Source organism: Pseudomonas sp. A25(2017), assembly GCF_002001065.1.
GTDB lineage: Bacteria > Pseudomonadota > Gammaproteobacteria > Pseudomonadales > Pseudomonadaceae > Aquipseudomonas > Aquipseudomonas kilonensis.
This window is the reverse complement of the sequence record NZ_MUOA01000047.1, coordinates 80,408-106,296: the sequence shown is the minus strand read 5'-3', so window position 1 is coordinate 106,296 and position 25,889 is coordinate 80,408. Positions and strand designations below refer to the sequence as shown.

Sequence of the window (25,889 nt, the reverse complement as noted above, 5' to 3'; positions counted from 1 at the left end):
GGAGTGTCTCAGGTCAACGTCGCATCAAGGCTTGGACTTTTCCAGGTAGTGGAAGAAGTCGCTGCTTGGGTCCAGGACCAGGACGTCGGATTTGTTCGCGAAGCTTTCACGGTAGGCACGCAGGCTACGGTAGAACGCGTAGAACTCCTGATCCTGACCGTAGGCCTTGGAGTAGATCGAAGCGGCCTGGGCATCACCATCACCACGGACCTCTTCCGATTCACGATAGGCTTCGGCCAGCAGCACGCGGCGTTGGCGATCGGCGTCGGCACGGATGCCTTCGGCCAGCTCGTTACCCTTGGCGCGGTGCTCGCGGGCTTCACGCTCACGCTCGGTGCTCATGCGCTCGAACACGCTGCGGTTCACTTCCTTCGGCAGGTCGATGGCCTTGACCCGGACATCGACCACTTCGATACCCAGCTCTTTTTCCGCCATCGCATTCAGCGAACGGGTGATGTCGGCCATGAGCGCATCACGCTCACCGGAAACCACTTCATGCAGCGTGCGCTTACCGAACTGGTCACGCAGGCCCGATTCCAGACGACGGGACAGACGCTCGTCGGCGATCTGCTTCAGACCAGAGGTCGCGGTGTAGAAGCGCTCGGCATCCTTCACACGCCACTTGGCATAGGCATCCACCATCACGGCTTTCTTTTCCAGCGTCAGGAAGCGTTGCGTCGGCGCATCCAGCGTCATCAGGCGAGCGTCGAACTTGCGCACCTTGTTGACGTACGGCACCTTCACATGCAGCCCTGGCTGGACATCAGCCTGGACCACGCGACCGAATTGCAGCAACACCGCGCGCTCGGTCTGAGCCACGATGTAGAAGCAGTTCCAGGCAGCGATCGCCACGACGACACCGACAATAAGGGCGATCAGCGATTTATTGCTCATCAGCGACTCTCCCTGGTACGTGCTTGCTGTTGTTGCAGGTCCGCCGCCGCACGGGTGCCGGCCTCATTGCTGGCCGCCGCCGAGCTGGTCGGTGGCGTGCTGGTGTTGCGACCGCTCTCGACCATCTTGTCCAGCGGCAGGTACAGCAGATTGCTCTGGCCGTTCTTGTTGCCGGTCACGAGGACCTTGCTGGTGTTGCTGAAGACTTCCTGCATGGTGTCCAGGTACAGACGTTGGCGGGTCACTTCAGGGGCCTTGCGATACTCGGCCACCAGCTTGGTGAAACGATCAGCCTCACCCTTGGCACGGGAGACCACTTCATCACGGTAACCGTTGGCATCCTCGATGATGCGCTGGGCCTGACCACGGGCTTCCGGCACGACGCCGTTGGCATAGGTCTCGGCCTGGTTGCGCGAACGCTGCTCGTCTTCACGGGCACGGATCACGTCGTCGAAGGCTTCCTGGACCTCACGCGGGGCTGCCGCGCTCTGGACGTTGACCTGGGTGACGGTGATACCGGTGCGATAGGTATCGAGGAACCGCTGCAGGCGCTCCTTGATTTCGCTGGCCATCAGTTCACGACCTTCAGTCAGCACCTGGTCCATGGCGGTGGAACCCACCACATGGCGCAAGGCACTTTCGGTCGCGTGCTGCAGGCTGATTTCCGGCTGGTCGACGTTCAACACGAAGTCCTGCAGGTTGGTGATCTTGTATTGCACGGTCAGCGGCACTTCGACGATGTTCTCGTCTTCGGTCAGCATCTGGCCCTGCTTGGTGTACGCCCGCTCACGCGTGACGTTCTCCATGTACTTCTGGTCGATCGGCGGGAAATAGATGTTCAAGCCCGGGCCAACCGTCTCGTAGTACTTGCCGAAGCGCAGCACCACGGCCTGCTCCTGCTCGTCCACGACATAGACCGCGCTGTACAGCCAGACAGCCGCCAGCACGACCAGACCGATGCCGAGCAGGCCAAAACCGCCGCCCTTGCCCGGACGACCGCCACCCTCGTCACCGCGTTTTTTACCACCACCGAACAAACCGTTCAGGCTTTCCTGCAGCTTTCGGAAGGCCTCGTCGAGATCTGGCGGCCCCTTGCGGTCGCCGTTGTTACGACGTTTGCCACCCCAAGGATCCTGATTATTCGAGTTGCCACCCGGCTCATTCCAAGCCATAGCGCTCTCCATCTGATAAAGCAAAGACGCACCCACGGCGCGCCGACCAATGCTACAGAATGCCTGACACAGCTTTCTCAGGCTTTTATTGCAAAGTGTGTTGCTCGATGAATTCCATCGGTTGCAGCCCTTCGCGACTGACCAGCCGATTGAGCTCCGCCCGAGGCAGGCGAACAGCCAGCAGGCAGACGCCTTCGTCGTCGTGTTCTTCTTTTTGCACGGCCCCCAACTCAAAGAACTGGGCTCGCAGCCGGGCGAAACGTTGCGGCAACTTCAGGGTGCCGACAAACAGATCGTTGCCCAACAGCTCGGCCACGGCCTGCTTGAGCAGGTCCAGGCCGGTGCCATCACGGGCCGACAGCCAGACCCTTTGCGGCTTGCCATCGGCATCGCGCTGGATCTGCGGCTCCACGCCTTCGAGCAAATCGAGTTTGTTGTATACCTCGAGGATCGGCAAGTCCTGGGCTCCGATCTCGCCCAGCACCACCATCACCTGCTCGATCTGCAGCATCCGGTCCGGCTCGGCGGCATCGATCACGTGCAGCAGCAGGTCGGAGTTGCTCGACTCTTCGAGCGTAGCCCGAAAAGCCTCGACCAGCTTGTGCGGCAAATGACGAATGAAGCCCACGGTGTCGGCCAGCACGATCGGCCCGAGGTCGTCCAGGTCGAGCCGGCGCAGGGTCGGGTCGAGCGTGGCAAACAACTGGTCGGCGGCGTAGACGTCGGATTGGGTGACGTTATTGAACAGGGTCGATTTGCCGGCGTTGGTATAACCCACCAGTGAAACCGTCGGGATATCTGCCCGTTTGCGGCCGCGTCGCGACTGCTCGCGCTGGCTGCGGACCTTTTCCAGCCGCCCCTTGATCTGGCGCAGGCGCACCCGCAACAGGCGCCGGTCGGTTTCCAGCTGGGTTTCACCCGGGCCGCGCAGGCCAATACCGCCTTTTTGCCGCTCAAGGTGAGTCCAGCCGCGAACCAGGCGCGTACTCATGTGTTCAAGCTGGGCCAGTTCGACCTGGAGCTTGCCTTCATGGGTGCGGGCACGTTGGGCGAAAATATCGAGGATCAGCCCCGTACGGTCGATCACGCGACACTCGAAGACACGTTCGAGGTTGCGCTCCTGACTGGGCGTGAGGATGTGATTGAAAATCACCAGATCGACCTGTTCGGCCTTGACCAGGTCGCGCAACTCCTCGACCTTGCCACTGCCGATCAGGAACTTGGCGGTTGGCCGATGACGCGGCACGTTGAAAAACGCGACGGTCTCGGCGCCGGCCGAAAGTGCCAATTCCTGAAACTCCTGCGGATCTTCGCGCGCCTCAGGGTCCTGTCCATCCAAGTGAACGAGAATGGCCCGTTCACCACCACCGTGGCGCTCAAAGAACAAAGGAGGCTCCTATCAGGCGTTACCCGGTTCAGCGTCACCGCCTTCGGATTCGGTTGCGCTAGGCAGACGAATTGGACGAACTGGCACGACTGTCGAGATCGCGTGCTTGTAGACCATTTGGCTGACGGTGTTTTTCAGAAGGATGACGAACTGGTCGAAAGACTCGATCGTGCCTTGCAGTTTGATCCCGTTGACCAGATAGATGGACACCCCAACTTTCTCTTTACGTAAAGTGTTCAAGTAAGGGTCTTGTAGCGAATGCCCTTTTGACATGTGCCGCACTCCTTTAAGGATCAATAATAAAAATCGGAATCAGATGGCTTGGGCCGTCACACCCCCAAGGATAGACGGCAATTGCAAGGACTCAGCTCAATATGGAGATGGTCCCAAGGTATTTCAAGGCGCGTGGCAGATTGTCGCAATCGAGACTGTCGAGCCAATGCAAGTCAGTCCAGCTGCGCAGCCAGGTGAACTGGCGTTTCGCCAATTGGCGCGTGGCTATGATCCCACGCTCCTGCATCTCGGCTGACGTCAGCTTGCCGTCCAGGTAATCCCAGACTTGTCGATAACCTACCGCACGTATAGACGGCAACCCGGCATGCAGGTCACTTCGCTCACGCAGGGCTACGACCTCGTCTATGAACCCCTGTTCCAACATTAATGTGAATCTTTGTTCAATTCGCCGATGCAGCACTTGCCGGTTCGCCGGAGCGATGGCCAGATTCGCGACAGTATAGGGCAATTGTTGCAGTCCCGAAGCGGCTGCTTCAGTACTTTGCGCAGATTGTCGCTGGCGCAGGGCGGTCATGCTCTGGCCGCTGACCCGATAAACCTCCAGGGCCCGACTGAGTCGCTGCGGGTCATTGGGGTGAATACGCGTCGCCGATTCCGGATCGATGATTGCCAACTGCTCGTGCAGGGCTTGCCAGCCAAGGCGCGCGGCCTCTTCTTCGATCTGCGCGCGCACCTCGGGATCGGCCGCCGGCATGTCCGCCAGCCCGTCGACCAAAGCCTTGTAATACAGCATCGTGCCGCCCACCAGCAGCGGGATCTTGCCCCGCGCGGTGATCTCGGCCATGGCCTGGAGCGCGTCACGACGGAAATCGGCCGCCGAATAAGCCTCGGCCGGGTCGAGGATGTCGATCAGGCGATGGGGAAATTCGGCCAGCAGTTCTTTCGACGGCTTGGCGGTGCCGATGTCCATGCCCCGGTAGACCAGGGCCGAATCGACGCTGATCAACTCGCAGGGCAGGACTTTGGTCAATTCGATGGCCAGGTCGGTCTTGCCGGCAGCGGTCGGTCCCATCAGGAAAATCGCGGGGGGTAACTGGCTCATCAACGACCGCGCAGGAACAGTTTGTCCAGGTCGTCCAGACCCAGTTGGGTCCAGGTCGGCCGGCCATGGTTGCATTGGCCGCTGCGTTCGGTGTTTTCCATGTCCCGCAGCAGGCCGTTCATTTCCGGCAGGGCCAGGCGCCGGTTGGCGCGGATCGCGCCGTGGCAGGCCATGGTGCCGAGTAGTTCGTTCAGGTGCGCCTGGATGCGGTCGCTGGTGCCGTACTCCATCAAGTCCGCTAGCACGTCGCTGACCAGGCGATTGGCCTCGGCCTGTTTCAACAGGGCCGGAATCTGGCGGATCGCCAGGGTTTCCGGGCCCAGGCGCTGCAATTCGAAGCCCAGGCGCTGGAACCAGGCCACATGCTCCTCGGCGCAATCGGCTTCGCGCTGGCTGACGGCCAGGGACTCGGGCACCAACAACGGCTGGCCGCTCAAGCCTTCGCTGGCCATGGCGATTTTCAGCCGCTCGTACATGATCCGCTCATGGGCGGCGTGCATGTCCACCAGGACCAGGCCCTGGGCATTTTCCGAGAGGATATAAATGCCTTTGAGTTGCGCCAGGGCATAGCCCAGCGGCGGGATATCGCCCTGGCCGTCGGGCATCGCCGCCGCTCCGGCTTCCGGCAAGGGTTTGAAGAACTCGCGATAGGCCGCCTGGGCCTCGCCTGCCGGCACGTTGGATTGCGGGCGCGGGCTGTATTGATATTGATAGCCGCTGCCGGCACCGCTGCCGGCCGTGCTGTAGCTCGGCTGAGGCTGGGGTTGCTCCAGCAGGGCATTGGCCGCCAGGCGCATTTCACCCTGGGGCCCGAATTCGCCAGCGTCCAACCCCGTTGGCCGGACCATGCCGCCCACCGCCGCTGGTGCCGCCAGTTGATCTTCCGGACGCACATCGCCCAAGGCACGGTGCAAGGTGCCGTAGAGGAAATCGTGAACCATGCGCCCGTCGCGGAAACGCACCTCATGCTTGGTCGGGTGCACGTTGACGTCGACCACGGCCGGATCGACTTCGAAAAACAGCACGAAGGTCGGATGCCGGCCATTGAACAGCACATCGCGATACGCCTGGCGCACCGCGTGGGCCACCAGTTTGTCGCGCACTGCACGACCGTTCACGTAGAAATACTGCAAGTCCGCCTGGCTGCGGGAAAACGTCGGCAAGCCGACCCAACCCCACAGGTGCAGGCCATTGCGCTCCACCTCGATGGGCAAGGCCTGCTCCAGGAAACCCGCGCCGCACACCGCGCCGACACGCCGGGCGCGGGCCGCATCATCGTGGGCCTCGTGCAGGCTGAGGATGGTCTTGCCGTTGTGGCGCAAATGGAAGGCCACGTCAAAACGCGCCAGGGCCAGGCGCTTGATGACTTCTTGCAGGTGATCGAATTCAGTCTTCTCGGCCTTGAGAAACTTGCGCCGGGCCGGGGTATTGAAGAACAAGTCGCGCACTTCCACCGAGGTGCCCACCGGATGGGCCGCGGGCTGCACGCGAGAGGCCATGTCCCGGCCCTCGGTCTCGACCTGCCAGGCCTGCTCGGCGTCGCGAGTGCGGGAGGTGAGGGTCAGGCGCGACACCGAACTGATGGACGCCAGCGCTTCGCCCCGAAACCCCAGGCTCATGACCCGCTCGAGGTCTTCCAGGTCGCGGATCTTGCTGGTGGCGTGACGTGCCAGGGCCAGCGGCAGGTCGTCGGAAGAAATACCGCCACCGTCATCGCGCACCCGCAGCAGCTTGACGCCGCCCTGCTCGACATCCACATCGATGCGCTTGGCTCCGGAATCAAGGCTGTTTTCCAGCAACTCCTTGATGACCGACGCCGGGCGCTCGACCACTTCACCGGCGGCGATCTGGTTCGCCAGCCGGGGGCTGAGCAGTTCGATGCGAGCGTTGCTGCCGATCACTTCGTCACTCATTGCTGGACCGCCACGTCATTGCCGGGAATGGTCAGGGTCTGGCCGATCTTGAGCTCATCGCTCTTGAGGTTGTTGGCGCTGCGCAAGGTCGCGGGGGACACCTGGTAACGCACGGCGATCATCGCCAGGGTTTCGCCGGGATTGACCCGATGGTCCCTTGGGCCCTGGGCGATCTTGCCGGAGTCGCGCAGCCAGGCAATGTAGGTGCCTGGCGGTGGGTTCTGCTGGAAGAACTGCCGCACGCCGCTGCTGATGGAACGGGCCAGGGCCTGTTGATGACTGGAGGACGACAGCTTGGACGCCTCGTTGGCGTTGGAGATGAAGCCGGTTTCCACCAGGATCGACGGGATATCCGGCGATTTGAGCACCATGAACCCGGCCTGCTCGACGCGCTGCTTGTGCAGCGGCGTGACGCGACCGATGTTGCTCAGGACTTTCTGGCCGACGTTCAGGCTGGAGGTCAACGAGGCGGTCATCGACAAATCGAGCAATACGCCAGCGAGCATCCGGTCCTTGTCATCAAGGCTGACGTTGCCGGCACCGCCGATCAGGTCGGAACGGTTTTCACTGTCGGCCAGCCAACGGGCGGTCTCGGACGTGGCACCGCGGTCGGACAGGGCAAACACCGAGGCCCCGAACGCCGCCGCCGAAGGCGCGGCGTCGGCGTGGATGGAGACGAACAGGTCGGCGCCTTTCTTGCGAGCGATTTCGGTACGCCCGCGCAAGGGGATGAAGTAGTCGCCGGTACGGGTCAGTTCGGCGCGAAAGCCTTTCATGCCGTTGACCTGGCGCTGCAATTCACGGGCGATGGACAGCACCACGTCTTTTTCACGCTGCCCGCGCGAGCCCGAGGCGCCCGGGTCTTCACCGCCGTGACCGGCGTCGATCACCACGATGATGTCGCGCTTGCCGGCCGGGGCCGGTGGCAGCTTGAGGGCCGGCTCGGGCGGGGCCACCGGCACCGCTGGCAGCGTGGCGACATTGGTCGGCGGCGGCGCAGGTGGCGCCGCATCGGCCGGGTTGTCGAACAGGTCCACCACCAGCCGGTTGCCGTACTGGGCGTTGGGGGCCAGGGTGAAGCTTTTCGGGGTCACGGCTTTTTTCAGGTCGATGACCACCCGCAGGTCGGTCGGCGTACGCTGGGCCGAGCGCATCGCGGTAATCGGCGTGTTGGCGGTCGCTACGTTCAACGGCGCGCCCAGGGACGCCCCATTGATGTCGATCACCAGGCGATCCGGGGCGGTCAGGGTGAATACGCTGTGCTGCACCGGGCCCGTCAGGTCAAACACCAGCCGTGTGTTGTCCGGCGCCCGCCAGAGGCGAACGCTGTTGACCTTTGTCTCGGCCACAGCATCGACGGCCAGTGCCGTAAGCAACAGTCCTACGACAGCAACCACCGCGCGAAAGCGCATACCAAACCCCATCATCAATTAGTTTTCCAATGCCAAAGCGGCACACCACGACTCGCCACGCGAGCCTTGCGGCGTCAGTTTCAACGAACGCCCGCCGTTCTGCGCGCCAATGGTAATGGTCAGGTCGGGCTTTGGCAAAAAGCCTGCACCCTTCTGGGGCCATTCGATCAGGCACAAGGCGTCATCTTCGAAATAATCGCGGATACCGAGGAACTCCAGCTCTTCAGGATCCACCAGTCGATACAGGTCGAAATGGAAGGCGCGAATGTCGCCAATCTCATAGGGCTCGACCAGGGTGAACGTGGGGCTCTTGACGGAGCCGACGTGCCCGAGGCCGCGAATGATGCCACGCGACAGGGTGGTTTTCCCCGCGCCGAGATCGCCTTCGAGAAAAATCAGGCCGTGGCCGGCGGTGACCTGCGCGATGCGGGCGCCAAATTGTGTCATGGCTTGTTCGTCCGCCACGTACAGGGTTACTTCAGACACGGTGAATGCTCCTCCAACAACTGACGAATGGCCGGGATCAGATCGGTCGCTGCCAATCCCCGGCCCGAGCGACCGGCCTGGGCACCGGCATTGGCATGCAGCCAGACCGCCAGGCACGCGGCCTCGAACCCCTCCATGCCCAGGGCCAGCAAGGCGCCGACCACGCCGGCCAGCACATCCCCCAGGCCCGCCGTGGCCATGGCCGGATGGCCCTGGCTGCAAACCGCCAGGCGACCGTCCGGGCTGGCAATCAGGCTGCCGGCGCCCTTGAGGATCACCGTGGCGGTGTATTTCTGGCTCAATGCATGGGCCGCCGCTGGGCGATCGGCCTGCACCTGGGCTGTGGACATCTCCAACAATCGCGCAGCCTCGCCCGGGTGCGGGGTGATGACACACTGCTCAGGCAGACGGACATCGCCGTTGCTCAGCAGGTTCAGCGCATCGGCATCCCACACCTGCGGCAGTGACGCGTTGGCCGCCGCCGACAACAGGCTACGCCCCCAGGCGGCCTGGCCCAGGCCTGGACCGACCACCAGCACGCTGGCCTGGTGGAGCAAGCCCATCAACTGGTTCGCCGAATGGGTGCCCTGCACCATGACTTCCGGCAAACGCGTCAGCGCGGCGGATACATGCTCGCTGCGGGTCGCCAGCGAAACCATGCCCGCACCGCAGCGCAGGGCACTTTCGGCGCTCATCTGGATGGCGCCGCCAAAGCCCCGGTCGCCACCGATCAACAGCACGAGACCGAACTTGCCTTTGTGGGCAGTGGCCGCGCGAGGCGTCAGACGTGGCAGATTATGGGGTGAGAGCAATCGGGCACTGGCCGGTGCCGCTTCAACAATATCTGGATCGGCGTGCAGGTCGTTGAATACCAGCTCACCGACCCGGTCCGCCGCTTCGCCGGTAAACAGGCCCAGTTTCAGACCAATGAAGGTCACGGTCAGGTCGGCCGCTACCGCCGTGCCCAGCACCCGCCCCGTGTCGGCGCACAACCCCGAGGGGATATCCACCGCCGCGACCGGCAGGCCGCTGACATTGATCGTATCGATCGCTTGCACATAAGGCTCGCGCACATCGCCACTCAGCCCCGTGCCGAGCAACGCATCCAGCAACACGCCACGCAACTCGGCTGCATCCGACCACGGTTCCATTGGCACGCCCACCGCTACAGCCTCGGCGTGGGCAATGGCGGCGTCGCCCTGCAATCGCCGGGGTTCGCCCACGGTCAGCACCCGCACCGACCAGCCGGCGCGCCGGGCCAGGGTCGCGACCAGGTAGCCATCGCCAGCATTGTTGCCATGACCGGCCAGCACCGTCAGCTCGCGGGCGTCAGGCCAGCGCCGAACCATCGCTCGCCAGGTGGCGCGGGCGGCGCGCTGCATCAATTCGAAACCGGCGGTGCCGGCCGCGATCAGTTGTGCGTCGAGGGCCCGGACCTGCGCAGCGCTGTACAGCGCGTCGGGAAAATCATCTTTAGTGTGCGGCATGCGTCTTCGGGCTCCGATGTCTGGCAGAATTATACGCATCTCAGCTCTGGTTTCTCTCGCCTCATGCCTGCCATTCCCACAGACCTCCCCGCCCTCGCCCAATCCATCAAGGAGTGGGGCCGTGAGCTGGGCTTCCAGCAGGTCGGCATCAGCGGCCTGGACCTTGCCGAGCATGAGCAACACCTGCAACGCTGGCTCGATGCCGGCTACCACGGCGAAATGGACTACATGGGCGCCCACGGCAGCAAACGCTCGCACCCCGAGGAACTGGTGCCAGGTACGCTGCGGGTGGTGTCCCTGCGCATGGACTACCTGTCGGGCGATACGCACATGGCGCAAATGCTCGGCCAACCGGAGAAAGCCTACGTCTCGCGCTATGCATTGGGCCGCGATTACCACAAATTGATCCGTAAACGTGTGCAGCAATTGGCAGAAAAAATTCAGGCGGTCATCGGCCCCTTCGGTTATCGCGCCTTCGTCGACAGCGCGCCGGTCCTGGAAAAAGCCATCGCCGAACAGGCCGGCCTGGGCTGGATCGGTAAAAACACCCTGGTGTTGAACCGCAAGGCCGGCAGCTATTTCTTCCTGAGCGAGCTGTTTGTCGACCTGCCGCTGCCGGTGGACCCGCCCCACGCCAGCGAACATTGCGGAAAATGCACCGCGTGCCTGGACATCTGTCCTACGAATGCCTTCGTCGGGCCCTACGTACTCGATGCCCGCCGCTGCATTTCCTACCTGACCATCGAGCTGAAAAGCGCCATCCCCGAGGAGCTGCGGCCGTTGATCGGCAACCGAGTGTTCGGCTGCGATGACTGCCAGATCGTCTGTCCATGGAACCGCTTCGCCCGACCGTCCGGGGAAAGCGACTTCAAGCCGCGGCACAACCTGGACAATGCCGGGCTGGCCGAGCTGTTCATGTGGGACGAGGACAAATTTCTCAGCAGCACCGAAGGTTCACCGCTGCGCCGTGCCGGTTACGAGCGCTGGCTGCGCAACCTGGCGGTGGGCCTGGGTAATGCGCCGTCAACGATCCCCGTGCTGCAAGCGCTGGAGGCACGGCGCAACTATCCGTCAGAGCTGGTGCGCGAGCACGTGGAGTGGGCCCTGCGTCAACATGCCGAGCGTCAAACCTCGTCGTTGTAGACAAACTTCGGCATTTCCCAGCGAAAGCGAATCGCCAAAAGCCGCAGCAGGAAACCGCCGAACAAGGTGATGAGGATCGCCTGTTCGTTCGGCAATTGCAGGTAGACACAGAGCAGATAGCACCACGCCGCAGCAAACGAGACGCTGGCATAGAGTTCGCGACGAAAGATCAGCGGAATATCGTTGCAGAAGATGTCCCGCAGGATACCGCCGAACACCCCGGTGATGACCCCGCTGACCGACGCCACCAGCATGCCATGGCCCATTTCCAGGGCCGTCATGCAGCCGATCAGGGTGAACGCCACCAACCCCACGGCGTCGAGCACCAGGAACAACGAGCGCAAATGACGCATCCAGCGCGCCAGGAACACCGTCAGCATCGCCGCCGCCGTGGTCAGCACCAGGTATTCCGGGTGCTTGACCCACGTGAGCGGGTAATGACCGAGCAGCACGTCACGCACCGAACCGCCACCCAGCGCCGTGACACAGGCGATCAGCACCACGCCGAACCAGTCCATGCCCCGACGCCCGGCAGACAAGGCGCCAGTCATGGCTTCAGCGGTGATGGCGATCAGATAGAGCATCAGCAACATGATGGCGGTCCTTACGGGAAGGCGCGCAGTCTAGCCAGTTTGGGCAGGCACCAAAAGAGGGCAGCTATCAACCATGCCAAACAATGAATCTGTGGTCAGGATATCTGTGGGAGCAAGGCTTGCCCGCGATGATGGCGATGCGGTCCTTCAGAAACCGAGTCGCCTGTTTCGCGAGCAAGCTTTGCTCCCACAAGTCTTGTTCCCAGAGCTCCCCTCGCCACAAGAGCGCCGTGCGCTTCAATCAGAACTTGATGAAGTGCTTACGGTAATGCTGCAACTCGGCAATGGACTCGCGGATGTCGTCCAGGGCCAGGTGGCTGCCGCCTTTCTGAAAGCTGTCGCGCACTTCTGGCGCCCAGCGCGCGGCCAGTTCCTTGAGGGTGGAGACATCCAGGTTGCGGTAGTGGAAGTAGCTTTCCAGGGATTTCATGTGGGTGTACAGGAAGCGACGGTCCTGGCAGATGCTGTTGCCGCAGATCGGCGACTTGCCCTTGGGCACCCATTGCTCCAGGAAGGCGAGGGTCTGGGCCTCGGCCTCGGCCATGCTGATCTTGCTCTCGCGCACCCGCTGGGTCAGGCCCGAGCCGCCGTGCTGGCGAGTGTTCCACTCGTCCATGCCGGCGAGGATCTCGTCGCTGTGATGGATCGCGATCACCGGGCCTTCGGCCAGGGTGTTGAGGTCGCTGTCGGTGACGATGGTGGCCATTTCGATGATGACGTCGGTATCAGGGTTCAGACCGGTCATTTCCAGGTCGATCCAGATCAGGTTCTGCGGGTTTTGCATAGGGAAGCTCCTCGGCGTAGCCACGCAGTTTAGCCTAGGCCGGCCTTTGGGCGTGCTAAACTCGCGGCCGTTTTACCCTATTCGCTGCATTTCTTCATACGGAACACCCATGGCCAAACGCCAACTCAATCGTCGTCAAAACTGGCGCATCGAAAAGATCCAGGGCGAGCGCGCAGCTCGTGCCGCCAAACGCGAATCCAGTGCCGTCGAAGCCCTGGAGGGTGGCGACTTGGGCCCTGAACAGACCGGCCTGGTAATTGCCCACTTCGGTGTGCAGGTCGAGGTCGAGGCCCGGGAAGGCGAACTGGCCGGCCAGGTGTTCCGCTGCCACCTGCGCGCCAACCTGCCAGCGCTGGTGACGGGCGACCAGGTGGTCTGGCGTGCCGGCAACCAGGGCATCGGCGTGATCGTCGCGCAATTGCCACGCCACACCGAGCTGTGCCGTCCGGACAGCCGAGGCCAGCTCAAGCCCGTGGCCGCCAACGTCGACATGATCGTCATCGTGTTCGCCCCGTTGCCCGAGCCCCACGCCAACCTGATCGACCGCTACCTGGTGGCCGCCGAACACGCCGGCATCCGTCCGTTGTTGCTGCTCAACAAATTCGACCTGATCGACGAGCACAACGCCCCGGCGCTGAACGCCCTGCTGTCGGTCTATCGGGATTTGGGTTACCCGGTGCTGGAAGTCTCGGCCCATCACGGCAACGGCATGGAACAATTGCAACAGCAACTGGACGGGCGCATCAGCGTGTTCGTCGGCCAGTCCGGCGTCGGCAAGTCGTCGCTGGTCAACAGCCTGCTGCCGGAAGTCGAGACACGCGTCGGGCCGTTGTCCGAGCTGTCCGGCCAAGGCACTCACACCACCACCACGGCGCGGCTGTTCCACTTCCCTGGCGGCGGTGAATTGATCGACTCGCCGGGTATCCGCGAGTTCGGCCTGGGCCACGTCAGCCGGGCCGATGTGGAAGCAGGGTTCATCGAGTTCAACGAGCTGATCGGCACCTGCCGCTTCCGCGACTGCAAGCACGACCGCGAGCCTGGTTGCGCCTTGCTCAAGGCCCTGGAAGAAGGCCGCGTGCATCAGCAACGGATGAACAGCTACCGCTCGATCATCGCCAGCCTGCCGGAAAGCAGTTACTGATTCTAAAAGGAATGTGAGTCGAGAGGATCTGTGGGAGCAAAGCTTGCTCGCGAAATAGGCGCCTCGGTCTTTGAAAGACCGCATCGCCTTCATCGCGGGCAAGCCTTGCTCCCACGGTCTGTATCGGCTCTTAGGTCACTGCGCCGGCGGTTCGGCCGGCTTCGGCGCCGCGTCGTCGAACAGGTTCAGGCGCTCGCGCAGTTCATGGGCCGGTACGGGTTGCTGGTCCGCCGGCAACGCGTTCGGATCGACCGCCGCGCCAGGTGTGACGGGCGAAGCAGGAGCTTCCCCCGGCGCGCCCTCGCCCTGGGCCGGATCGGGCGCCGGATCGTCAGTCTGCGAACCTTCGATGGCCTGCTGGGCCTTCTTGGTCAACACCACGATATCGATACGCCGGTTGACCGGGTTGAACGGATCCTTGCGGTCGAACAACGCCGAAGACGCATAACCGACCACCCGTGCCACCTGCTCATCCGGGTAACTACCGGCCACCAGGGCGCGACGGGCCGCGTTGGCGCGGTTGGCCGACAACTCCCAGTTACCGAAATCGCCTTTGCCCACGTAAGGCTTGGCATCGGTGTGACCGCTGATGCTGATCTTGTTCGGCACCGCCTTGATGGTGTCGGCCATGGCCAGCAGGATGTCTTCGAAATAAGGCTTCAGGCGCGCGCTGCCAGAGTCGAACATCGGCCGGTTCTCGGCGTCCATGATCTGGATGCGCAAGCCGTTCGGCGTGATCTCGAACAGAATCTGATCCTTGAACTTCTGCAGTTCAGGATTCTCTTCGACCTTGTTCTGCAATTCCTGCAGCAGCAACTCCAGGCGCTCGCGCTCAATCTGCTCGGCCATGCCTTCGACTTGCTCGGTATCCGTCGTCACCTTGTCGGGCTGAGGCTGGGATTTGACTTCAGGGTTGAGGGTCGTGTCCGGCGCCAGGGTCGGTGAGCCGCCCAGGTCGATGATGTACGGCGTGCCGCTTTCAGTAAAACCCACCGGGTCCTTGAAGTAACCGGCGATGGCGATCTTCTGTTCCGGGGTTGCCGTGGACAGCAGCCACAGCACCAGGAAGAACGCCATCATCGCCGTCGCGAAGTCGGCGAAGGCGATTTTCCAGGCGCCCCCGTGATGCCCAGCGGCTATGCGCTTGACGCGCTTGATGATGATCGGCTGGTTATTTTCCATAACTTAGCGACCGCGAACCGCTTGTTCCAGCTCGGCAAAGCTTGGACGGTGCGCCGGGTACAGGACCTTGCGACCGAACTCCACCGCCAGCGAGGGCGGCATGCCCGAGGCCGAGGCCACCAGGGAAGCCTTGATGGCCTCATAGACATTGAGTTCTTCCTTGGCGTCATGGGCCAGGGAAGTGGCCAACGGGCCAAAGAAACCGTACGCGGCCAAAATACCGAAGAAGGTACCCACCAGTGCCGCACCGACGTGCAGGCCGATGGACTTCTGGTCGCCATCGCCCAGGGAAGCCATGGTTACCACAATGCCCAATACCGCCGCGACGATACCGAAACCAGGCATGGCGTCGGCGATGCCGGTGACGGCGTGGGACGGGTGCTCCAGGTCTTCCTTGAGGCTGTACAGCTCCATGTCGAACAGGCCTTCGAGTTCATGGGGCGCCATGTTGCCGGACGACATGATGCGCAGGTAATCACAGATGAACGCCGTCATGCGGGCGTCCTTCAGCACCGAGGGGTACTTGGCGAAAATCGGGCTGGCGGCGGCGTCTTCGATGTCGCCTTCGATCGCCATCATGCCTTCGCGGCGGCTCTTGTTGAGGATCTCGTAGATCAGCCCCAGCACCTCCAGATAGAAGGTGTGGCTGAAACGCGAACCGAACATGCTCAAGGACTTCTTGAGCACATGCATCGTCATGTAGCCGGGGTTGGCCTGCAAAAATGCGCCAAGGGCCGCACCACCGATGATCAACACCTCGAAAGGCTGGATCAGCGCAGCAATCTTGCCATGGGAGAGTACGTATCCGCCGAGCACGCTCGCGAACACGACAATGATGCCGATAATTTTAGCCATAGATAGAAAGTACTTACTTAGTCGGGTTCAAGGTCATATTCGGAAGCTGAAAAATCTCTTCTTCTACTTATCGGCAAAACTGCGCCAGACTATAGGCTGTTCTGGCGAAAAGCCAATTTGCCCCGTTCCGGGCGTAGAGAATTCATACGATGATCACGTCCAGCCATGACTAACGAAACCAAGGTTCCAACGCCTCGACCGAGCACCCTCGAAGGCTGGGTAAAGCTGCTCAACGGCGTGCATCTGCCGGTGCCCCAGGCCAGCCATGACCTGGTCTGCAAGGCCATCGCCGACAGCCGCCGCTCATTGCGCGACATCGCCGACCTGATGCAGGACAGCCCCGCCCTGGCCCTGAGCGTCATCCGCGAAGCCAACCATCACACCCATGGCAGCCTTGCAGAACCTGCGGAAAACCTCGAAGTGGCGATCAACCGCCTCGGCCTCAAGCGCACCGAGGAACTGCTCGCCCGCCTGCCGTCATTGCCGGGGCACGAAATCCCCATCGCCTTGCGCCAGCTGCAATTGATCAGCCAGCACGCCACGCAACAGGCCAATGGTTTTTTTGCCAGCCGCCTGGCGCGACTGTGGCAAGACATACACTGGGGCAGCCTGTTGTTCCTGTCGCCACTCTGGCCCCTGGCCCTGACTCATCCGCGATTGCTCGGGGAGTGGGAGTTGCGGGTCGCCCACAAAGGCGAGCCCGCGCGCAAGGTAGAGCGCGAGCTGTTCGGCGTCAGCCTGCTGGAAATCTGCCTGGCGCTGGTGGAGACGTGGCGCTTGCCCATCTGGATTGCGCAAGGTTATCGCCTGCTGCTCAATGAACGCCGCGAGCTGGTGCAGGTCCTGCGCATCGCCCGGGACAGCGAGCACCCGCTGCGCCAGCAGAATCGCCTGGACGATGACCCGACCCTGCGGCGCTGGCTCAATCAACCGGCCAATACCGTGTTGCTGGCCAACGGCCTGGCACTTTCAGCGCAACACGCCTGGGACAGCCCCCACACTGCCCGCTGGCAATACCTCACCAGTTTGTATCTGCAGATGCCGATCGATGAGGTCCAGCAACAGCTGCACCAACAAGCCGTCACCAGCGCCCGTCATGACGCCATGCCGGACCTCTGGCATCCGGCCGTGGCGTTGCTCTGGCCCTGGGGCAGCCGTCGCATCCACCCCGGCTTGCTACCTCCTCCCCCACCCAGCGCCGAAGACCTGAGCCAGTGGCGCAAGCAATGTTCCGCACTGCTGGTGGAACCGAGCCCCTTCAGCAATGCCATGCACCTGACCACCTCGGCACGGGACGTGTTGCTGGCCTGCGGCATGCGCCGGGTGATGATCCTGATGGCCGACCGCACCCAGACCAGCGTGCGCGTACACCAGATCGCCGGCCTGCCCAAAGAAGCCGCGGCCATGAGCTTTACCATCAGCCAGAGCAAAATCTTGCAGCGGTTGCTGGCCCAGCAGGCCCAGGTTCGCCTGAACCCGGACAACAACGCGCAGTTTTCGGCGCTGCTGCCACCGGGCCTGCGCAGCCTGTTCCGGGGGGAGCACCTGCTGCTGCGCTCCCTGACCTGCAATGGCCGAGTGATCATGCTAGTGGCGGTGGACCAGGGCGGCGGGCCGTTCTCGGACGTCACCGTGCAAGCCTTCAGCAAAACCGTGCAATGCATCGAAAGGGCCCTGCATACCTTTACCAACCGCGGCCGCTGAACTTGCTACAATCTTTTCCCTTTGCGCCCCTGGAGACCTCACATGCCTGACTTCTCTGGCTTGCCGTTGGTGATCGAGCCGAGCGAACTGCTGCCGCGCCTCGACGCCCGCGAACTGATTCTGGTGGACCTGACCAGCGCCGCCCGCTACAGCACCGGCCATATCCCCGGCGCACGTTTCGTCGACCCCAAGCGTACCCAGCTCGGCCAACCGCCGGCGCCGGGCCTGCTGCCGGCCAAAGCCGACCTGGAAACCCTGTTCGGCGAGCTCGGGCACAACCCGGATGCGGTCTACGTGGTCTATGACGATGAAGGCGGCGGCTGGGCCGGGCGGTTTATCTGGCTGCTGGACGTGATCGGCCACTCGAACTACCACTACCTCGACGGTGGTTTGCTGTCGTGGCTGGACGAAGGCCTGCCGGTGTCCGTCGAAGTGCCTGCGCCCGTCGCAGGCCCGGTCAGCCTGACACTGCACGAAGCGCCCACCGCCACCCGTGAGTACCTGCAAAGCCGTCTCGGTGCTGCCGACCTGGCGATCTGGGACGCTCGCGGCCCGCTGGAATACTCCGGCGAGAAAGTCGTCGCAGCCCGAGGCGGGCACATTCCCGGCGCGGTCAATTTCGAATGGACTGCCGGCATGGACCCGGCGCGCAACCTGCGCATCCGCAAGGACATGCCGCAAATCCTCGAACAATTGGGCATCACGCCTGACAAAGAAATCATCACCCACTGCCAGACTCACCACCGCTCCGGCTTCACCTACCTGGTGGCCAAGGCGCTCGGTTATCCACGGGTCAAAGGCTATGCCGGTTCCTGGGGCGAATGGGGCAACCACCCCGACACCCCCATCGAGCTTTAAAGGTTCTTAAGGACAGTTAATGAAAAACCGTTTGTTCATCCTCACTCAATACCTGCTGCCCCACCACCTGCTGTCGCGGCTGGCCGGCTGCATTGCCGAATGCCGCGTGCGCTGGTTCAAGAACGCCTTCACCGCATGGTTTGCCAAGCGCTACCAAGTGGACATGTCCCTGGCCCTGGTGGAAGACCTGACTGCCTACGAGCACTTCAACGCCTTCTTCACCCGCGCCCTGAAAGACGGCGCGCGCCCACTGGACGAAACCCCGGGCGCGATCCTCAGCCCCGCCGACGGTGCCGTCAGCCAGCTGGGCCCGATCGAGCACGGCCGGGTCTTCCAGGCCAAGGGCCACAGTTTCAGCGTGCTGGAATTGCTCGGCGGTGATGCGGCCAATGCGGCACCGTTCATGGGCGGCGATTTCGCCACCATCTACCTGTCCCCCAAGGACTATCACCGCGTGCACATGCCTCTGGCCGGCACCCTGCGGGAGATGGTCTACATCCCCGGGCGGATTTTCTCGGTCAACCAGACCACCGCCGAAAACGTCCCGGAGCTGTTTGCCCGTAACGAGCGCGTGGCGTGCATTTTTGACACCGAACGCGGGCCGATGGCCGTGGTGCTGGTGGGCGCGATGATCGTGGCGTCCATCGAAACCGTCTGGGCCGGGCTGGTGACACCGCCCAAACGCGAGCTGAAAACCTTCCGTTATGACGAAGCCGCCCGCGCGCCGATTCATCTGGAAAAAGGCGCCGAACTGGGTCGCTTCAAGCTGGGTTCGACGGCCATCGTGCTGTTCGGGCCGGACCAGGTGAAATGGGCCGAAGGCCTGGTTGCCGGTTCGCCAGTACAGATGGGCCAGGGCCTGGCATTGCCGAAAGCCTGATTCACACCCGCCCCTTGAAGCAGGCCTGTAGAGGCAGGCCTGCGGGAGTAGGATTGTGAGAGCAAGGCCTGTGGGAGCAAGGCTTGCCCGCGATGAACGATGACGCGGTCCAAAAGAAACCGCGGCGCCTGCATCGCGAGCAAGCTTTGCTCCCACAGCACATTCAGGGCAACGCGCCGGCCTGTCAGCTGCTAGAGTTGGAACATCACGTTTATTTCCCGCCGGAGCCCGTACACGGCATGAATGAGACCAGCCCTCTCCAGCTATTGCGCGTCCTGACCCCGACACAATCACGCCTGTCATTCTGCGATGCTACGCCAAAGGACCTCAAACGCTGGATCGCCAACCTGCCCAAGGCCAACATCGGCGAAACCGCCCGCCTGTTGTACCAAGCCCTTGGTGAACTCAACCAACTGCTCACGCCCAGCGACAATCGCCTGCAACTGCTCGAGCTGCTGCGGCCCGAGGTGTATTACGTCTGCAAGCACCTGGAGCGCCACTTCCTGCAACAGGCCATCGTGCTGGATGATCGCTCGCGCAAGATCGTCAATTTGTGCCAGGCCCTGCAAACCCAGCTGGCGATGGGCTACAAACAGATCGTGGCGCGTATCGCGTCGAAATACACCAAGGACCGTGCCCGCCTGCTGAGCACCGCGCTGCAACGGGCGCTGCATGCCCTCAACGGCCCGCTGCTGCGTGCGAGCCAGCTGTACAGCCCAGTGCCCGAGGGATTGTGGCTCGATTTGCATCAGTTGTACCGGATCGCCTGCCTGCACCGCTTGCAGCACTTGAGCGTGAGTGACGAACTGGCCAGCCAGGTTCATCAATTGAACGCCGAGCAAACCTATGTCGTCGCCTTGTTGCTGGGCGCTTCACGCAGCAATCAATTGCGCCAGAGCCAGATCGGACGACTGACCGAAGTGCTCGAATCCTGGAGCCAGTGGGTCAAGCTGGACCCCGCCACCAGCGCTACCAGCCTGTTCGCGGTCGCTCCGGAGCTGGATGTCGGGCCACGCTATCGTTCCAAGTTCCGCGCCGAACAGCAGCCGACCTTGCAGGGGTTCGATCCACAGCCCCTGGTGCGCGTAATCGCCACTCACCTGGAACAACCTGCCGAGCACAGTCTGCCAGTACCGAGTGGCATGAGCATCGACACCCTGCATCACCTGCATGCAGCCTGGGGCGAAGCAGCCGAACGCAGTTTCCAGCGCACCGAGGGCAACGGCACGCTGACGCTGTGCGTGGGCATGAGTGCCCTGCACTACTACCTCGGCGGCGAGCGCTCTTTCAACGAAATACTGAAAAGCCCCACCACCCGCAAGGCCCGCTTCGAAGCCTCGCCGAGCAAGACAAACGACACCTGGGGCCAAGCCTTCGACGCCGCCCCCGCCGGCGACAGCGACCTGCTGCCCTATGAAGAAATCGAGTACCCGGTCAACCCGGCCGATGACGATGGCACCAGCTCCGACAACCAGCATCACTTCCCCACCTACGACCTGCCAATCATCAACCACAGCCCTGGCGGCTATTGCCTCGGCTGGCCCAAGGAAGTGCCGGAACAACTACAAGCCGGGGAAATGATCGGCATCCGGGACACCAGCGACCAGGCCTGGAGCGTTGCCGTGGTGCGCTGGATCCGGCAAGTGCGCAACGGCGCCATGCAAATGGGCATCGAGCTGGTGGCACCGCACGCCCAGCCTTGCGGGCTGCAACTGGTCCGGGAAAAAAATGAGCACGGTCACTACCTGCGCGGGCTGTTGCTGCCCGAGATCAGTGCCATTGACCTGCCCCCGACCATGATCGCCCCACGCCTGCCTTTCCAGGAGGGCCAGCATGTGCTGATCAATACCAACGGCCAGGAACGCCGCGCCGGCCTGGACCGCCGGGTCACCAGTACCCACAGCTTCAACCAGTTTTCCTATCACCCGGAAGACTCAGCCGAGACTGGGGATGGCGGCGACCAAGAGGGGAATTTTGATTCGTTGTGGAAGTCGCTCTAGACAGCCAACGCGTAACCCTTTGTGAAGAGAGAATTCTCTGTGGGAGCAAAGCTTGCTCGCGATGCGGGCACCGCGGTTTTTTTATAGACCGCGTTATCGTTTATCGCGGGCAAGCCTTGCTCCCACAGCTAGATCCCCTCGCCACAAAGATTGCGACAGACTCAGAGCTGCCCGTCACGATCCCTGAAGCCCAACAGGTACAACACCCCATCCAGCCCCAAGGTTGAAATCGCCTGCCTGGCCGACTGCTTGACCAGCGGCTTGGCGCGGAACGCCACGCCCAGGCCCGCTATCGCCAGCATCGGCAAGTCGTTGGCACCGTCGCCCACGGCGATGGTCTGCTCCAGGCGCAGGCCTTCTTTTTCAGCCAGTTCACGCAGCAGGTCCGCCTTGCGCTGGGCATCGACGATCGGCTCGACGGCCACGCCAGTCACCTTGCCATCCACTACTTCCAGTTCGTTGGCGAACACGTAGTCGATGCCGAGCTTGGCCTGCAACTGCTTGGCGAAGTAGGTGAAGCCGCCGGACAGGATGGCAGTCTTGTAGCCCAGGCGCTTGAGTTCGGCGAACAGCGTCTCGGCGCCTTCGGTCAGGCGCAGGGAAGCGCCAATGGAATCCAGCACGCTGACGTCCAGCCCCTTGAGCAGTGCCAGGCGCTCCTTGAAGCTGGCGCGGAAATCCAACTCGCCAGCCATGGCTCGCTCGGTGATGGCCGAGACCTTGTCGCCCACGCCGGCCGCCTTGGCCAGTTCGTCGATGACTTCGGCTTCGATCAGCGTCGAGTCCATGTCGAACACCGCCAGGCGGCGGTTACGGCGGAACAGCGAATCTTCCTGGAAGGCGATGTCGACATTCAGTTCCTGGGCCACGCTGAGGAACTCGGCACGCAACGCCTGGGGATCGGCCGGTTCACCGCGCACCGAAAACTCGATGCAGCCCTTGCCCTTGTCGTCCGGGGTGTCCAGCGGCATGCGCCCGGACAGTCGGTCGATGTGATCGATGTTCAGGTCATATTTGGCAGTGATCGAGCTGACGCGCTGCAACTGTTCGGCGGTGACCTTGCGGGTCAACAAGGTCACGATGTGGCGTTTCTTGCCCTGGCCAGCCACCCAATGCCGGTAATCGTCCTCGGACACCGGAGTGAAGCGGACCTGTTGGTCGAGCTTGTAGGCGGTGAACAGGATGTCCTTGAGCACGGACTTGCCTTGTTCGGCGTCCGGAATTTCAACCAGGATACCGAACGACAGCGTGTCGTGGATCACCGCCTGACCGATGTCGAGAATGTTCACACCACCCTGGGCCAGAACGCCGGTAATGGCCGCAGTCAGACCCGGACGGTCGCTGCCAGTGATGTTTATCAGGACGATTTCGCGCAAGGCGCACCCCCGCAGGTGGAAAAAAACCGCATTCTACCCACATTCAGTGACCATCGGGCACCGCCAGTGCTTTGCCGGTCATGGGGCTATCGCTATACTGCGCGTCAATTTCACGGACAAAGAGCCGAGCTCAGTGAACCGGCCCACGCCAGTCAAAACCGACAACTTCTTCCTGCTGATCTTCCGTGCACTGCGTCACCGTCGTGTGCCGATTGCATTGCGCATTGCCAGCCATAACGTGATCCTGGTCGCCCTGGCCCTGGTCATCTATGCCTGCGTGATGGGTTTGCAATTCAAGCAGGCCATGCACGAGCAGGCCGATGCCCTGGGTGAAAGCCTGACCACCCAGACCGCCACGTCCGCCACCGAGCTGCTGGTGTCCAACGACATCCTCAGCCTCAATGTGCTGCTCAACAACCTGACCAAGAACAAACTGGTGGCCCACGCCGCCATCTACAGCGTGGACAACCGCATCCTCGCCGAGGCCGGACAGCGTCCCAAGCCGGGCCTGCTGAGCGAGTCCGGCGGCATGTACCAGAGCAAGATCACCTTCCAGGACGTGACCGCCGGGCAGCTGCGCATCAGCCTGGACATGGACCAGTTCCAACAACCAATGACCATCAGCCTGCAAAGCATGGGCATCCTCAGCGCGATACTGCTGGCGCTGGCACTGGCCTTGAGCCTGCGCCTGGGGCGACACATCTCTACGCCGCTGCTGCAATTGCGTGTCTGGCTGCGGGACATCGACGAGCACACGCCGGCCACCCAGCGCCAGGACGAAATCGGCGACCTGGCCCGGCAACTGCACGCCAGCTTCGCGCCGGAACCTGAGCCGGTGCCGGAACCCGAAGACATCGACTACGCGGACGACGATGCCGAGCCGGGCTTCGAAGTGCGCAACCTGCGCGACCCGGGCTTCGATGAAAGCCAGCCAGTGCCTGCCTCCAAACCGGCGCCACGCCACGTGGTACGCACGGTAGAGGACGAGGAAGACGACGACGCGTTCGCCGACCTGCGGGACGAATCAGTCGATGGAGCCCCTCAACCGGTCGCCAGGCCAGTCGCCTCGAACCTGCCCCAGCACAGCGCCGTACTGGCCGTGCAACTGGGCGCCCAGGATCAACTGCGCCGCCTGCCCCAGGCGCGCCTGAAGGAGTTGCTCGAGCGCTACCGCGACTGCCTCGACCAGGCCGCATCGCTCTATCAGGGCGAACTGCACACCCTGAACGATGGCAGCACGCTGATGCTGTTCCACACCGAAGACAGCGGTGACGACTACCTGACCAACGCCATTTGCTGCGGTGAGTTGCTGCGCGCCTTGGGCCACCAGTTGCAGATCGAAGTCGCCGACAGCGGCATCACCCTGCAACTGCAATTGGGCCTGACCCTGGGCGATGGCTTGTTCGGCCTGAGCCAGATCGACCTGCTGCTGACCGAAACCGCCCAGGACGCCCTGGCGCTGTCGCAACACAGCCGCAACCTGCTGCTGGTGGAGCGCAAGATCAACGACGACGCCCTGATCCGCCAGCGCGCCCGCATCCGCCCCATCGCCAGCCCCGAAGGCGCGTGCTGCGTGGAGCGCTTGATGGAGCCTTATCCATCGATGCTGGAGCGGCAACTGGCACGGATGCATGAACGCCAGGCCTGAGTCTCAGGACTTGAAATGACGAAGCCCGCAGACGAGTGATTGTCTGCGGGCTTTTTTGTTGCCCTCAGCGCCGTCATCGCGAGCAAGCTCGCTCCCACAGGGGATCTCTGCAAACCACAGGCCCAATGTGGGAGCGAGCTTGCTCGCGATGGCGTCAGGACAGACCGCGAAAAACCAGACTACAGAGTCGCGTCCACCCGACACACCTTAGCGCTCAGGCTCAAACGAATACTCAAATGACACTTGCGCCGGCTCACCATGACCCGCCACGTAGCTGCCAGTCCCACTCAAATTGACCAGATCCCCAGTGCCGGCGCCCTCTACGACACTCCAGGTACTGCGCGCCTTGCCTTCGGAAAACGACCCCGAATGCTGGGCAACAAATGTTCCGCGCTTACCTGCCACCACCGCACAAACCCGCTCAAAACCCACAAAGCACGCTGTGCCGTCAGCACTATAGGACATCAGGTATTCGACGCTACTGGTGCCCTCGATAGCGCCGGAATAGGACTGCGTGATGTTGGCATGCGAGATTTTTGGAGCGTCTTCAAGCATTTGAGACGGCTTCTCGTCCCAGCCCGTGATCTGAAACGTGCAACTGACAGTTGTTTTCATGGGAATTTAACTCGTCCTTGTCATTTATTGGGGGAAGGCCTGATGCGCCGGGCCCTCATCTTGCCTGACATTCCCCAGGAATAAGAACCCAGGAAACGACAAAGCCCGCACTTAATGCGGGCTTTGTCTTGTAATCCAGTCCTGGCGTCAGAACCTGAACACTTCCATGTCCGTGCGAATCGGCAAGGCCATGGGAATCTTGTCCTTTTCCTTTTCTACCGGCTTGGCGGGGGCAGGAGCAGCCTTGCGCGGGACTTCAGCCGCAACAGGAGGCTGGTTGGCCAAAGGCTTGAGCGACACGGACAACTGTTCGGCCAGGCGTTGCAGGAGCACGCCCTGGGCCTGGACCTGTGCCGCCGTGGTGCCAGCATGTTGCTCTTGCAGATGAACGATGCGGTTCTCACGCACCTTGCCACGACGGTCGATCAATCGCCATTGGGCATCGAGCACTGCCGGTTGGGCTTTACCCGAGTCCAGGCGGGTAATCGACAGCAGCACCTGTACATCCGGGGCGAAGCCTTGGGTCGCAGGTGCGAGCACTACACGCTGGCTGTCCAGATGCCCGGCGACCTGGCGCAGCAGCAACTGATCGATGTCAGAAGACAGGCTGCCAGCCCAACGACCATCCGTGGCGGCCTGCAGGCTGCCGTCCGGTTGGCGTTGCAACAAGGTTTCGCGTTGCAGGTAGTCGGCGATCAGGACCGGCCCCAGCAATACTGCCATGCCTGTGCTTTGCGCAGGCTGGGTCGGGGTTCCGCTGTCCAGTTGGTACAGCGACACCGGCTGGTTCATGCTGCAGCCCGCCAGGCCAAGCAGGCCGGCGAGCCACAAAATAGGAAGGCGCAGAGCAGTCATCGTTCCGTCCAGGTGGCAGCCACAAGGCTTGCCACAGTGAAAAAATACTCGGTCATTATGAAGAACGCTCGGCCACGCCGGCGCTTGAAAGGGCCTATCATCCGTGAATATGCGCGCCGACTCCAGCGCGAAAGTATCGATCTGCGGCATTTAATCGCAGACCGAGCC

23 protein-coding genes are annotated in these 25,889 nt (G+C 62.5%); 7 read left to right on the top strand and 16 right to left on the bottom strand.

Features of this window, described 5'->3' with window-relative positions; all coding sequences use genetic code 11:
* Positions 1-24: 24 nt before the first annotated feature.
* The 9 genes from hflC to B0E42_RS08760 form a co-directional block, all read right to left on the bottom strand.
* Positions 25-894: a protease modulator HflC gene (hflC, locus tag B0E42_RS08800; RefSeq protein WP_018610083.1), complete on the bottom strand. Its 870-nt coding sequence runs from the start codon at positions 892-894 to the stop codon at positions 25-27.
* Positions 894-2,066 (bottom strand): FtsH protease activity modulator HflK, encoded by a 1,173-nt coding sequence (hflK, locus tag B0E42_RS08795; RefSeq protein ID WP_018610077.1) that lies wholly within the window; start codon positions 2,064-2,066, stop codon positions 894-896. The genes hflC and hflK overlap by 1 nt, the downstream gene beginning before the upstream one ends.
* An 85-nt stretch (positions 2,067-2,151) precedes the next feature.
* Positions 2,152-3,453: a ribosome rescue GTPase HflX gene (hflX, locus tag B0E42_RS08790; RefSeq protein ID WP_003197227.1), complete on the bottom strand. Its 1,302-nt coding sequence runs from the start codon at positions 3,451-3,453 to the stop codon at positions 2,152-2,154.
* 12 nt (positions 3,454-3,465) lie between these two features.
* Positions 3,466-3,726: an RNA chaperone Hfq gene (gene hfq / locus B0E42_RS08785; RefSeq protein ID WP_003186419.1), complete on the bottom strand. Its 261-nt coding sequence runs from the start codon at positions 3,724-3,726 to the stop codon at positions 3,466-3,468.
* A gap of 91 nt (positions 3,727-3,817) precedes the next feature.
* Complete coding sequence (gene miaA / locus B0E42_RS08780; RefSeq protein WP_077506231.1) at positions 3,818-4,789, bottom strand: tRNA (adenosine(37)-N6)-dimethylallyltransferase MiaA; 972 nt, start codon at positions 4,787-4,789, stop codon at positions 3,818-3,820.
* Positions 4,789-6,702, bottom strand: a complete 1,914-nt coding sequence (gene mutL, locus B0E42_RS08775) for a DNA mismatch repair endonuclease MutL (protein WP_077506230.1) — start codon at positions 6,700-6,702, stop codon at positions 4,789-4,791. Before mutL ends, miaA begins: the two co-directional genes overlap by 1 nt.
* The gene (locus B0E42_RS08770; RefSeq protein WP_053177889.1) at positions 6,699-8,129 is read right to left on the bottom strand and encodes an N-acetylmuramoyl-L-alanine amidase; all 1,431 of its coding nucleotides are present in this window, start codon (positions 8,127-8,129) and stop codon (positions 6,699-6,701) included. The genes mutL and B0E42_RS08770 overlap by 4 nt, the downstream gene beginning before the upstream one ends.
* 3 nt (positions 8,130-8,132) lie before the next feature.
* Positions 8,133-8,600: a tRNA (adenosine(37)-N6)-threonylcarbamoyltransferase complex ATPase subunit type 1 TsaE gene (tsaE, locus tag B0E42_RS08765; protein ID WP_014336299.1), complete on the bottom strand. Its 468-nt coding sequence runs from the start codon at positions 8,598-8,600 to the stop codon at positions 8,133-8,135.
* Positions 8,588-10,087, bottom strand: coding sequence for a bifunctional ADP-dependent NAD(P)H-hydrate dehydratase/NAD(P)H-hydrate epimerase (locus B0E42_RS08760; protein WP_077506229.1), 1,500 nt, complete (start codon positions 10,085-10,087; stop codon positions 8,588-8,590). Before B0E42_RS08760 ends, tsaE begins: the two co-directional genes overlap by 13 nt.
* Positions 10,088-10,150: 63 nt before the next feature.
* Between B0E42_RS08760 and queG the strand changes: the two genes are divergently transcribed.
* A complete protein-coding gene (queG, locus tag B0E42_RS08755; protein ID WP_024618860.1) occupies positions 10,151-11,230 on the top strand; it encodes a tRNA epoxyqueuosine(34) reductase QueG in 1,080 nt (359 codons plus the stop codon).
* Here the strand turns inward: queG and B0E42_RS08750 are convergent.
* Entirely contained in the window at positions 11,212-11,826 is a 615-nt protein-coding gene (locus B0E42_RS08750) for a trimeric intracellular cation channel family protein (protein WP_172681127.1), read from the bottom strand. The genes queG and B0E42_RS08750 overlap by 19 nt on opposite strands.
* Positions 11,827-12,064: 238 nt before the next feature.
* Positions 12,065-12,607, bottom strand: a complete 543-nt coding sequence (gene orn / locus B0E42_RS08745; protein ID WP_024618862.1) for an oligoribonuclease — start codon at positions 12,605-12,607, stop codon at positions 12,065-12,067.
* 109 nt (positions 12,608-12,716) lie between these two features.
* On the opposite strand from orn, the gene rsgA reads away from it, so the two are divergent.
* Positions 12,717-13,748 carry a small ribosomal subunit biogenesis GTPase RsgA gene (rsgA, locus tag B0E42_RS08740; protein ID WP_014336294.1) on the top strand — a complete coding sequence of 344 codons (1,032 nt, stop codon included), beginning with the start codon at positions 12,717-12,719 and terminating at the stop codon, positions 13,746-13,748.
* Positions 13,749-13,883: 135 nt separating this feature from the next.
* Here the strand turns inward: rsgA and motB are convergent, their stop codons facing one another.
* On the bottom strand, positions 13,884-14,930 hold the full coding sequence (motB, locus tag B0E42_RS08735; protein ID WP_018614161.1) for a flagellar motor protein MotB: 1,047 nt from the start codon (positions 14,928-14,930) through the stop codon (positions 13,884-13,886).
* A 3-nt stretch (positions 14,931-14,933) separates the two neighbouring features.
* Positions 14,934-15,785 (bottom strand): flagellar motor stator protein MotA, encoded by an 852-nt coding sequence (gene motA, locus B0E42_RS08730; protein WP_018614160.1) that lies wholly within the window; start codon positions 15,783-15,785, stop codon positions 14,934-14,936.
* A gap of 165 nt (positions 15,786-15,950) precedes the next feature.
* Between motA and B0E42_RS08725 the strand changes: the two genes are divergently transcribed.
* The 4 genes from B0E42_RS08725 (at position 15,951) to B0E42_RS08710 (ending at position 21,227) form a co-directional block, all read left to right on the top strand.
* Positions 15,951-17,489: an HDOD domain-containing protein gene (locus B0E42_RS08725; RefSeq protein WP_077506228.1), complete on the top strand. Its 1,539-nt coding sequence runs from the start codon at positions 15,951-15,953 to the stop codon at positions 17,487-17,489.
* A 42-nt stretch (positions 17,490-17,531) separates the two neighbouring features.
* Entirely contained in the window at positions 17,532-18,347 is an 816-nt protein-coding gene (locus tag B0E42_RS08720; protein ID WP_024618865.1) for a rhodanese-like domain-containing protein, read from the top strand.
* Between the two features lie 19 nt (positions 18,348-18,366).
* The gene (gene asd / locus B0E42_RS08715; RefSeq protein WP_018614154.1) at positions 18,367-19,227 is read left to right on the top strand and encodes an archaetidylserine decarboxylase; all 861 of its coding nucleotides are present in this window, start codon (positions 18,367-18,369) and stop codon (positions 19,225-19,227) included.
* Between the two features lie 239 nt (positions 19,228-19,466).
* Positions 19,467-21,227, top strand: coding sequence for a molecular chaperone (locus tag B0E42_RS08710; protein WP_077506240.1), 1,761 nt, complete (start codon positions 19,467-19,469; stop codon positions 21,225-21,227).
* Between the two features lie 161 nt (positions 21,228-21,388).
* On the opposite strand, the gene serB is transcribed toward B0E42_RS08710, so the two are convergent.
* Entirely contained in the window at positions 21,389-22,603 is a 1,215-nt protein-coding gene (serB, locus tag B0E42_RS08705; protein WP_003197189.1) for a phosphoserine phosphatase SerB, read from the bottom strand.
* 133 nt (positions 22,604-22,736) lie between these two features.
* On the opposite strand from serB, the gene B0E42_RS08700 reads away from it, so the two are divergent.
* On the top strand, positions 22,737-24,251 hold the full coding sequence (locus B0E42_RS08700; RefSeq protein ID WP_018614149.1) for an AhpA/YtjB family protein: 1,515 nt from the start codon (positions 22,737-22,739) through the stop codon (positions 24,249-24,251).
* Between the two features lie 207 nt (positions 24,252-24,458).
* Here B0E42_RS08700 and B0E42_RS08695 read toward each other — a convergent pair whose 3' ends face one another.
* Both B0E42_RS08695 and B0E42_RS08690 read right to left on the bottom strand, forming a co-directional pair.
* Entirely contained in the window at positions 24,459-24,866 is a 408-nt protein-coding gene (locus B0E42_RS08695; RefSeq protein ID WP_053177884.1) for a DUF3224 domain-containing protein, read from the bottom strand.
* 147 nt (positions 24,867-25,013) lie between these two features.
* Positions 25,014-25,721: a membrane integrity-associated transporter subunit PqiC gene (locus tag B0E42_RS08690; RefSeq protein ID WP_053177883.1), complete on the bottom strand. Its 708-nt coding sequence runs from the start codon at positions 25,719-25,721 to the stop codon at positions 25,014-25,016.
* Positions 25,722-25,889 lie beyond the last annotated feature (168 nt).

Bases quoted from the DNA above. Each gene is read 5' to 3' on its own strand.
- miaA (WP_077506231.1), bottom strand. From the start codon at position 4,789: ATGAGCCAGTTACCCCCCGCGATTTTCCTGATGGGACCGACCGCTGCC.
- hflK (WP_018610077.1), bottom strand. From the start codon at position 2,066: ATGGCTTGGAATGAGCCGGGTGGCAACTCGAATAATCAGGATCCTTGG.
- motA (WP_018614160.1), bottom strand. From the start codon at position 15,785: ATGGCTAAAATTATCGGCATCATTGTCGTGTTCGCGAGCGTGCTCGGC.
- B0E42_RS08710 (WP_077506240.1), top strand. From the start codon at position 19,467: ATGAATGAGACCAGCCCTCTCCAGCTATTGCGCGTCCTGACCCCGACA.
- hfq (WP_003186419.1), bottom strand. From the start codon at position 3,726: ATGTCAAAAGGGCATTCGCTACAAGACCCTTACTTGAACACTTTACGT.
- B0E42_RS08695 (WP_053177884.1), bottom strand. From the start codon at position 24,866: ATGAAAACAACTGTCAGTTGCACGTTTCAGATCACGGGCTGGGACGAG.
- hflC (WP_018610083.1), bottom strand. From the start codon at position 894: ATGAGCAATAAATCGCTGATCGCCCTTATTGTCGGTGTCGTCGTGGCG.
- B0E42_RS08725 (WP_077506228.1), top strand. From the start codon at position 15,951: ATGACTAACGAAACCAAGGTTCCAACGCCTCGACCGAGCACCCTCGAA.
- queG (WP_024618860.1), top strand. From the start codon at position 10,151: ATGCCTGCCATTCCCACAGACCTCCCCGCCCTCGCCCAATCCATCAAG.
- motB (WP_018614161.1), bottom strand. From the start codon at position 14,930: ATGGAAAATAACCAGCCGATCATCATCAAGCGCGTCAAGCGCATAGCC.
- asd (WP_018614154.1), top strand. From the start codon at position 18,367: ATGAAAAACCGTTTGTTCATCCTCACTCAATACCTGCTGCCCCACCAC.
- orn (WP_024618862.1), bottom strand. From the start codon at position 12,607: ATGCAAAACCCGCAGAACCTGATCTGGATCGACCTGGAAATGACCGGT.
- B0E42_RS08720 (WP_024618865.1), top strand. From the start codon at position 17,532: ATGCCTGACTTCTCTGGCTTGCCGTTGGTGATCGAGCCGAGCGAACTG.
- B0E42_RS08690 (WP_053177883.1), bottom strand. From the start codon at position 25,721: ATGACTGCTCTGCGCCTTCCTATTTTGTGGCTCGCCGGCCTGCTTGGC.
- mutL (WP_077506230.1), bottom strand. From the start codon at position 6,702: ATGAGTGACGAAGTGATCGGCAGCAACGCTCGCATCGAACTGCTCAGC.
- rsgA (WP_014336294.1), top strand. From the start codon at position 12,717: ATGGCCAAACGCCAACTCAATCGTCGTCAAAACTGGCGCATCGAAAAG.
- B0E42_RS08770 (WP_053177889.1), bottom strand. From the start codon at position 8,129: ATGATGGGGTTTGGTATGCGCTTTCGCGCGGTGGTTGCTGTCGTAGGA.
- B0E42_RS08760 (WP_077506229.1), bottom strand. From the start codon at position 10,087: ATGCCGCACACTAAAGATGATTTTCCCGACGCGCTGTACAGCGCTGCG.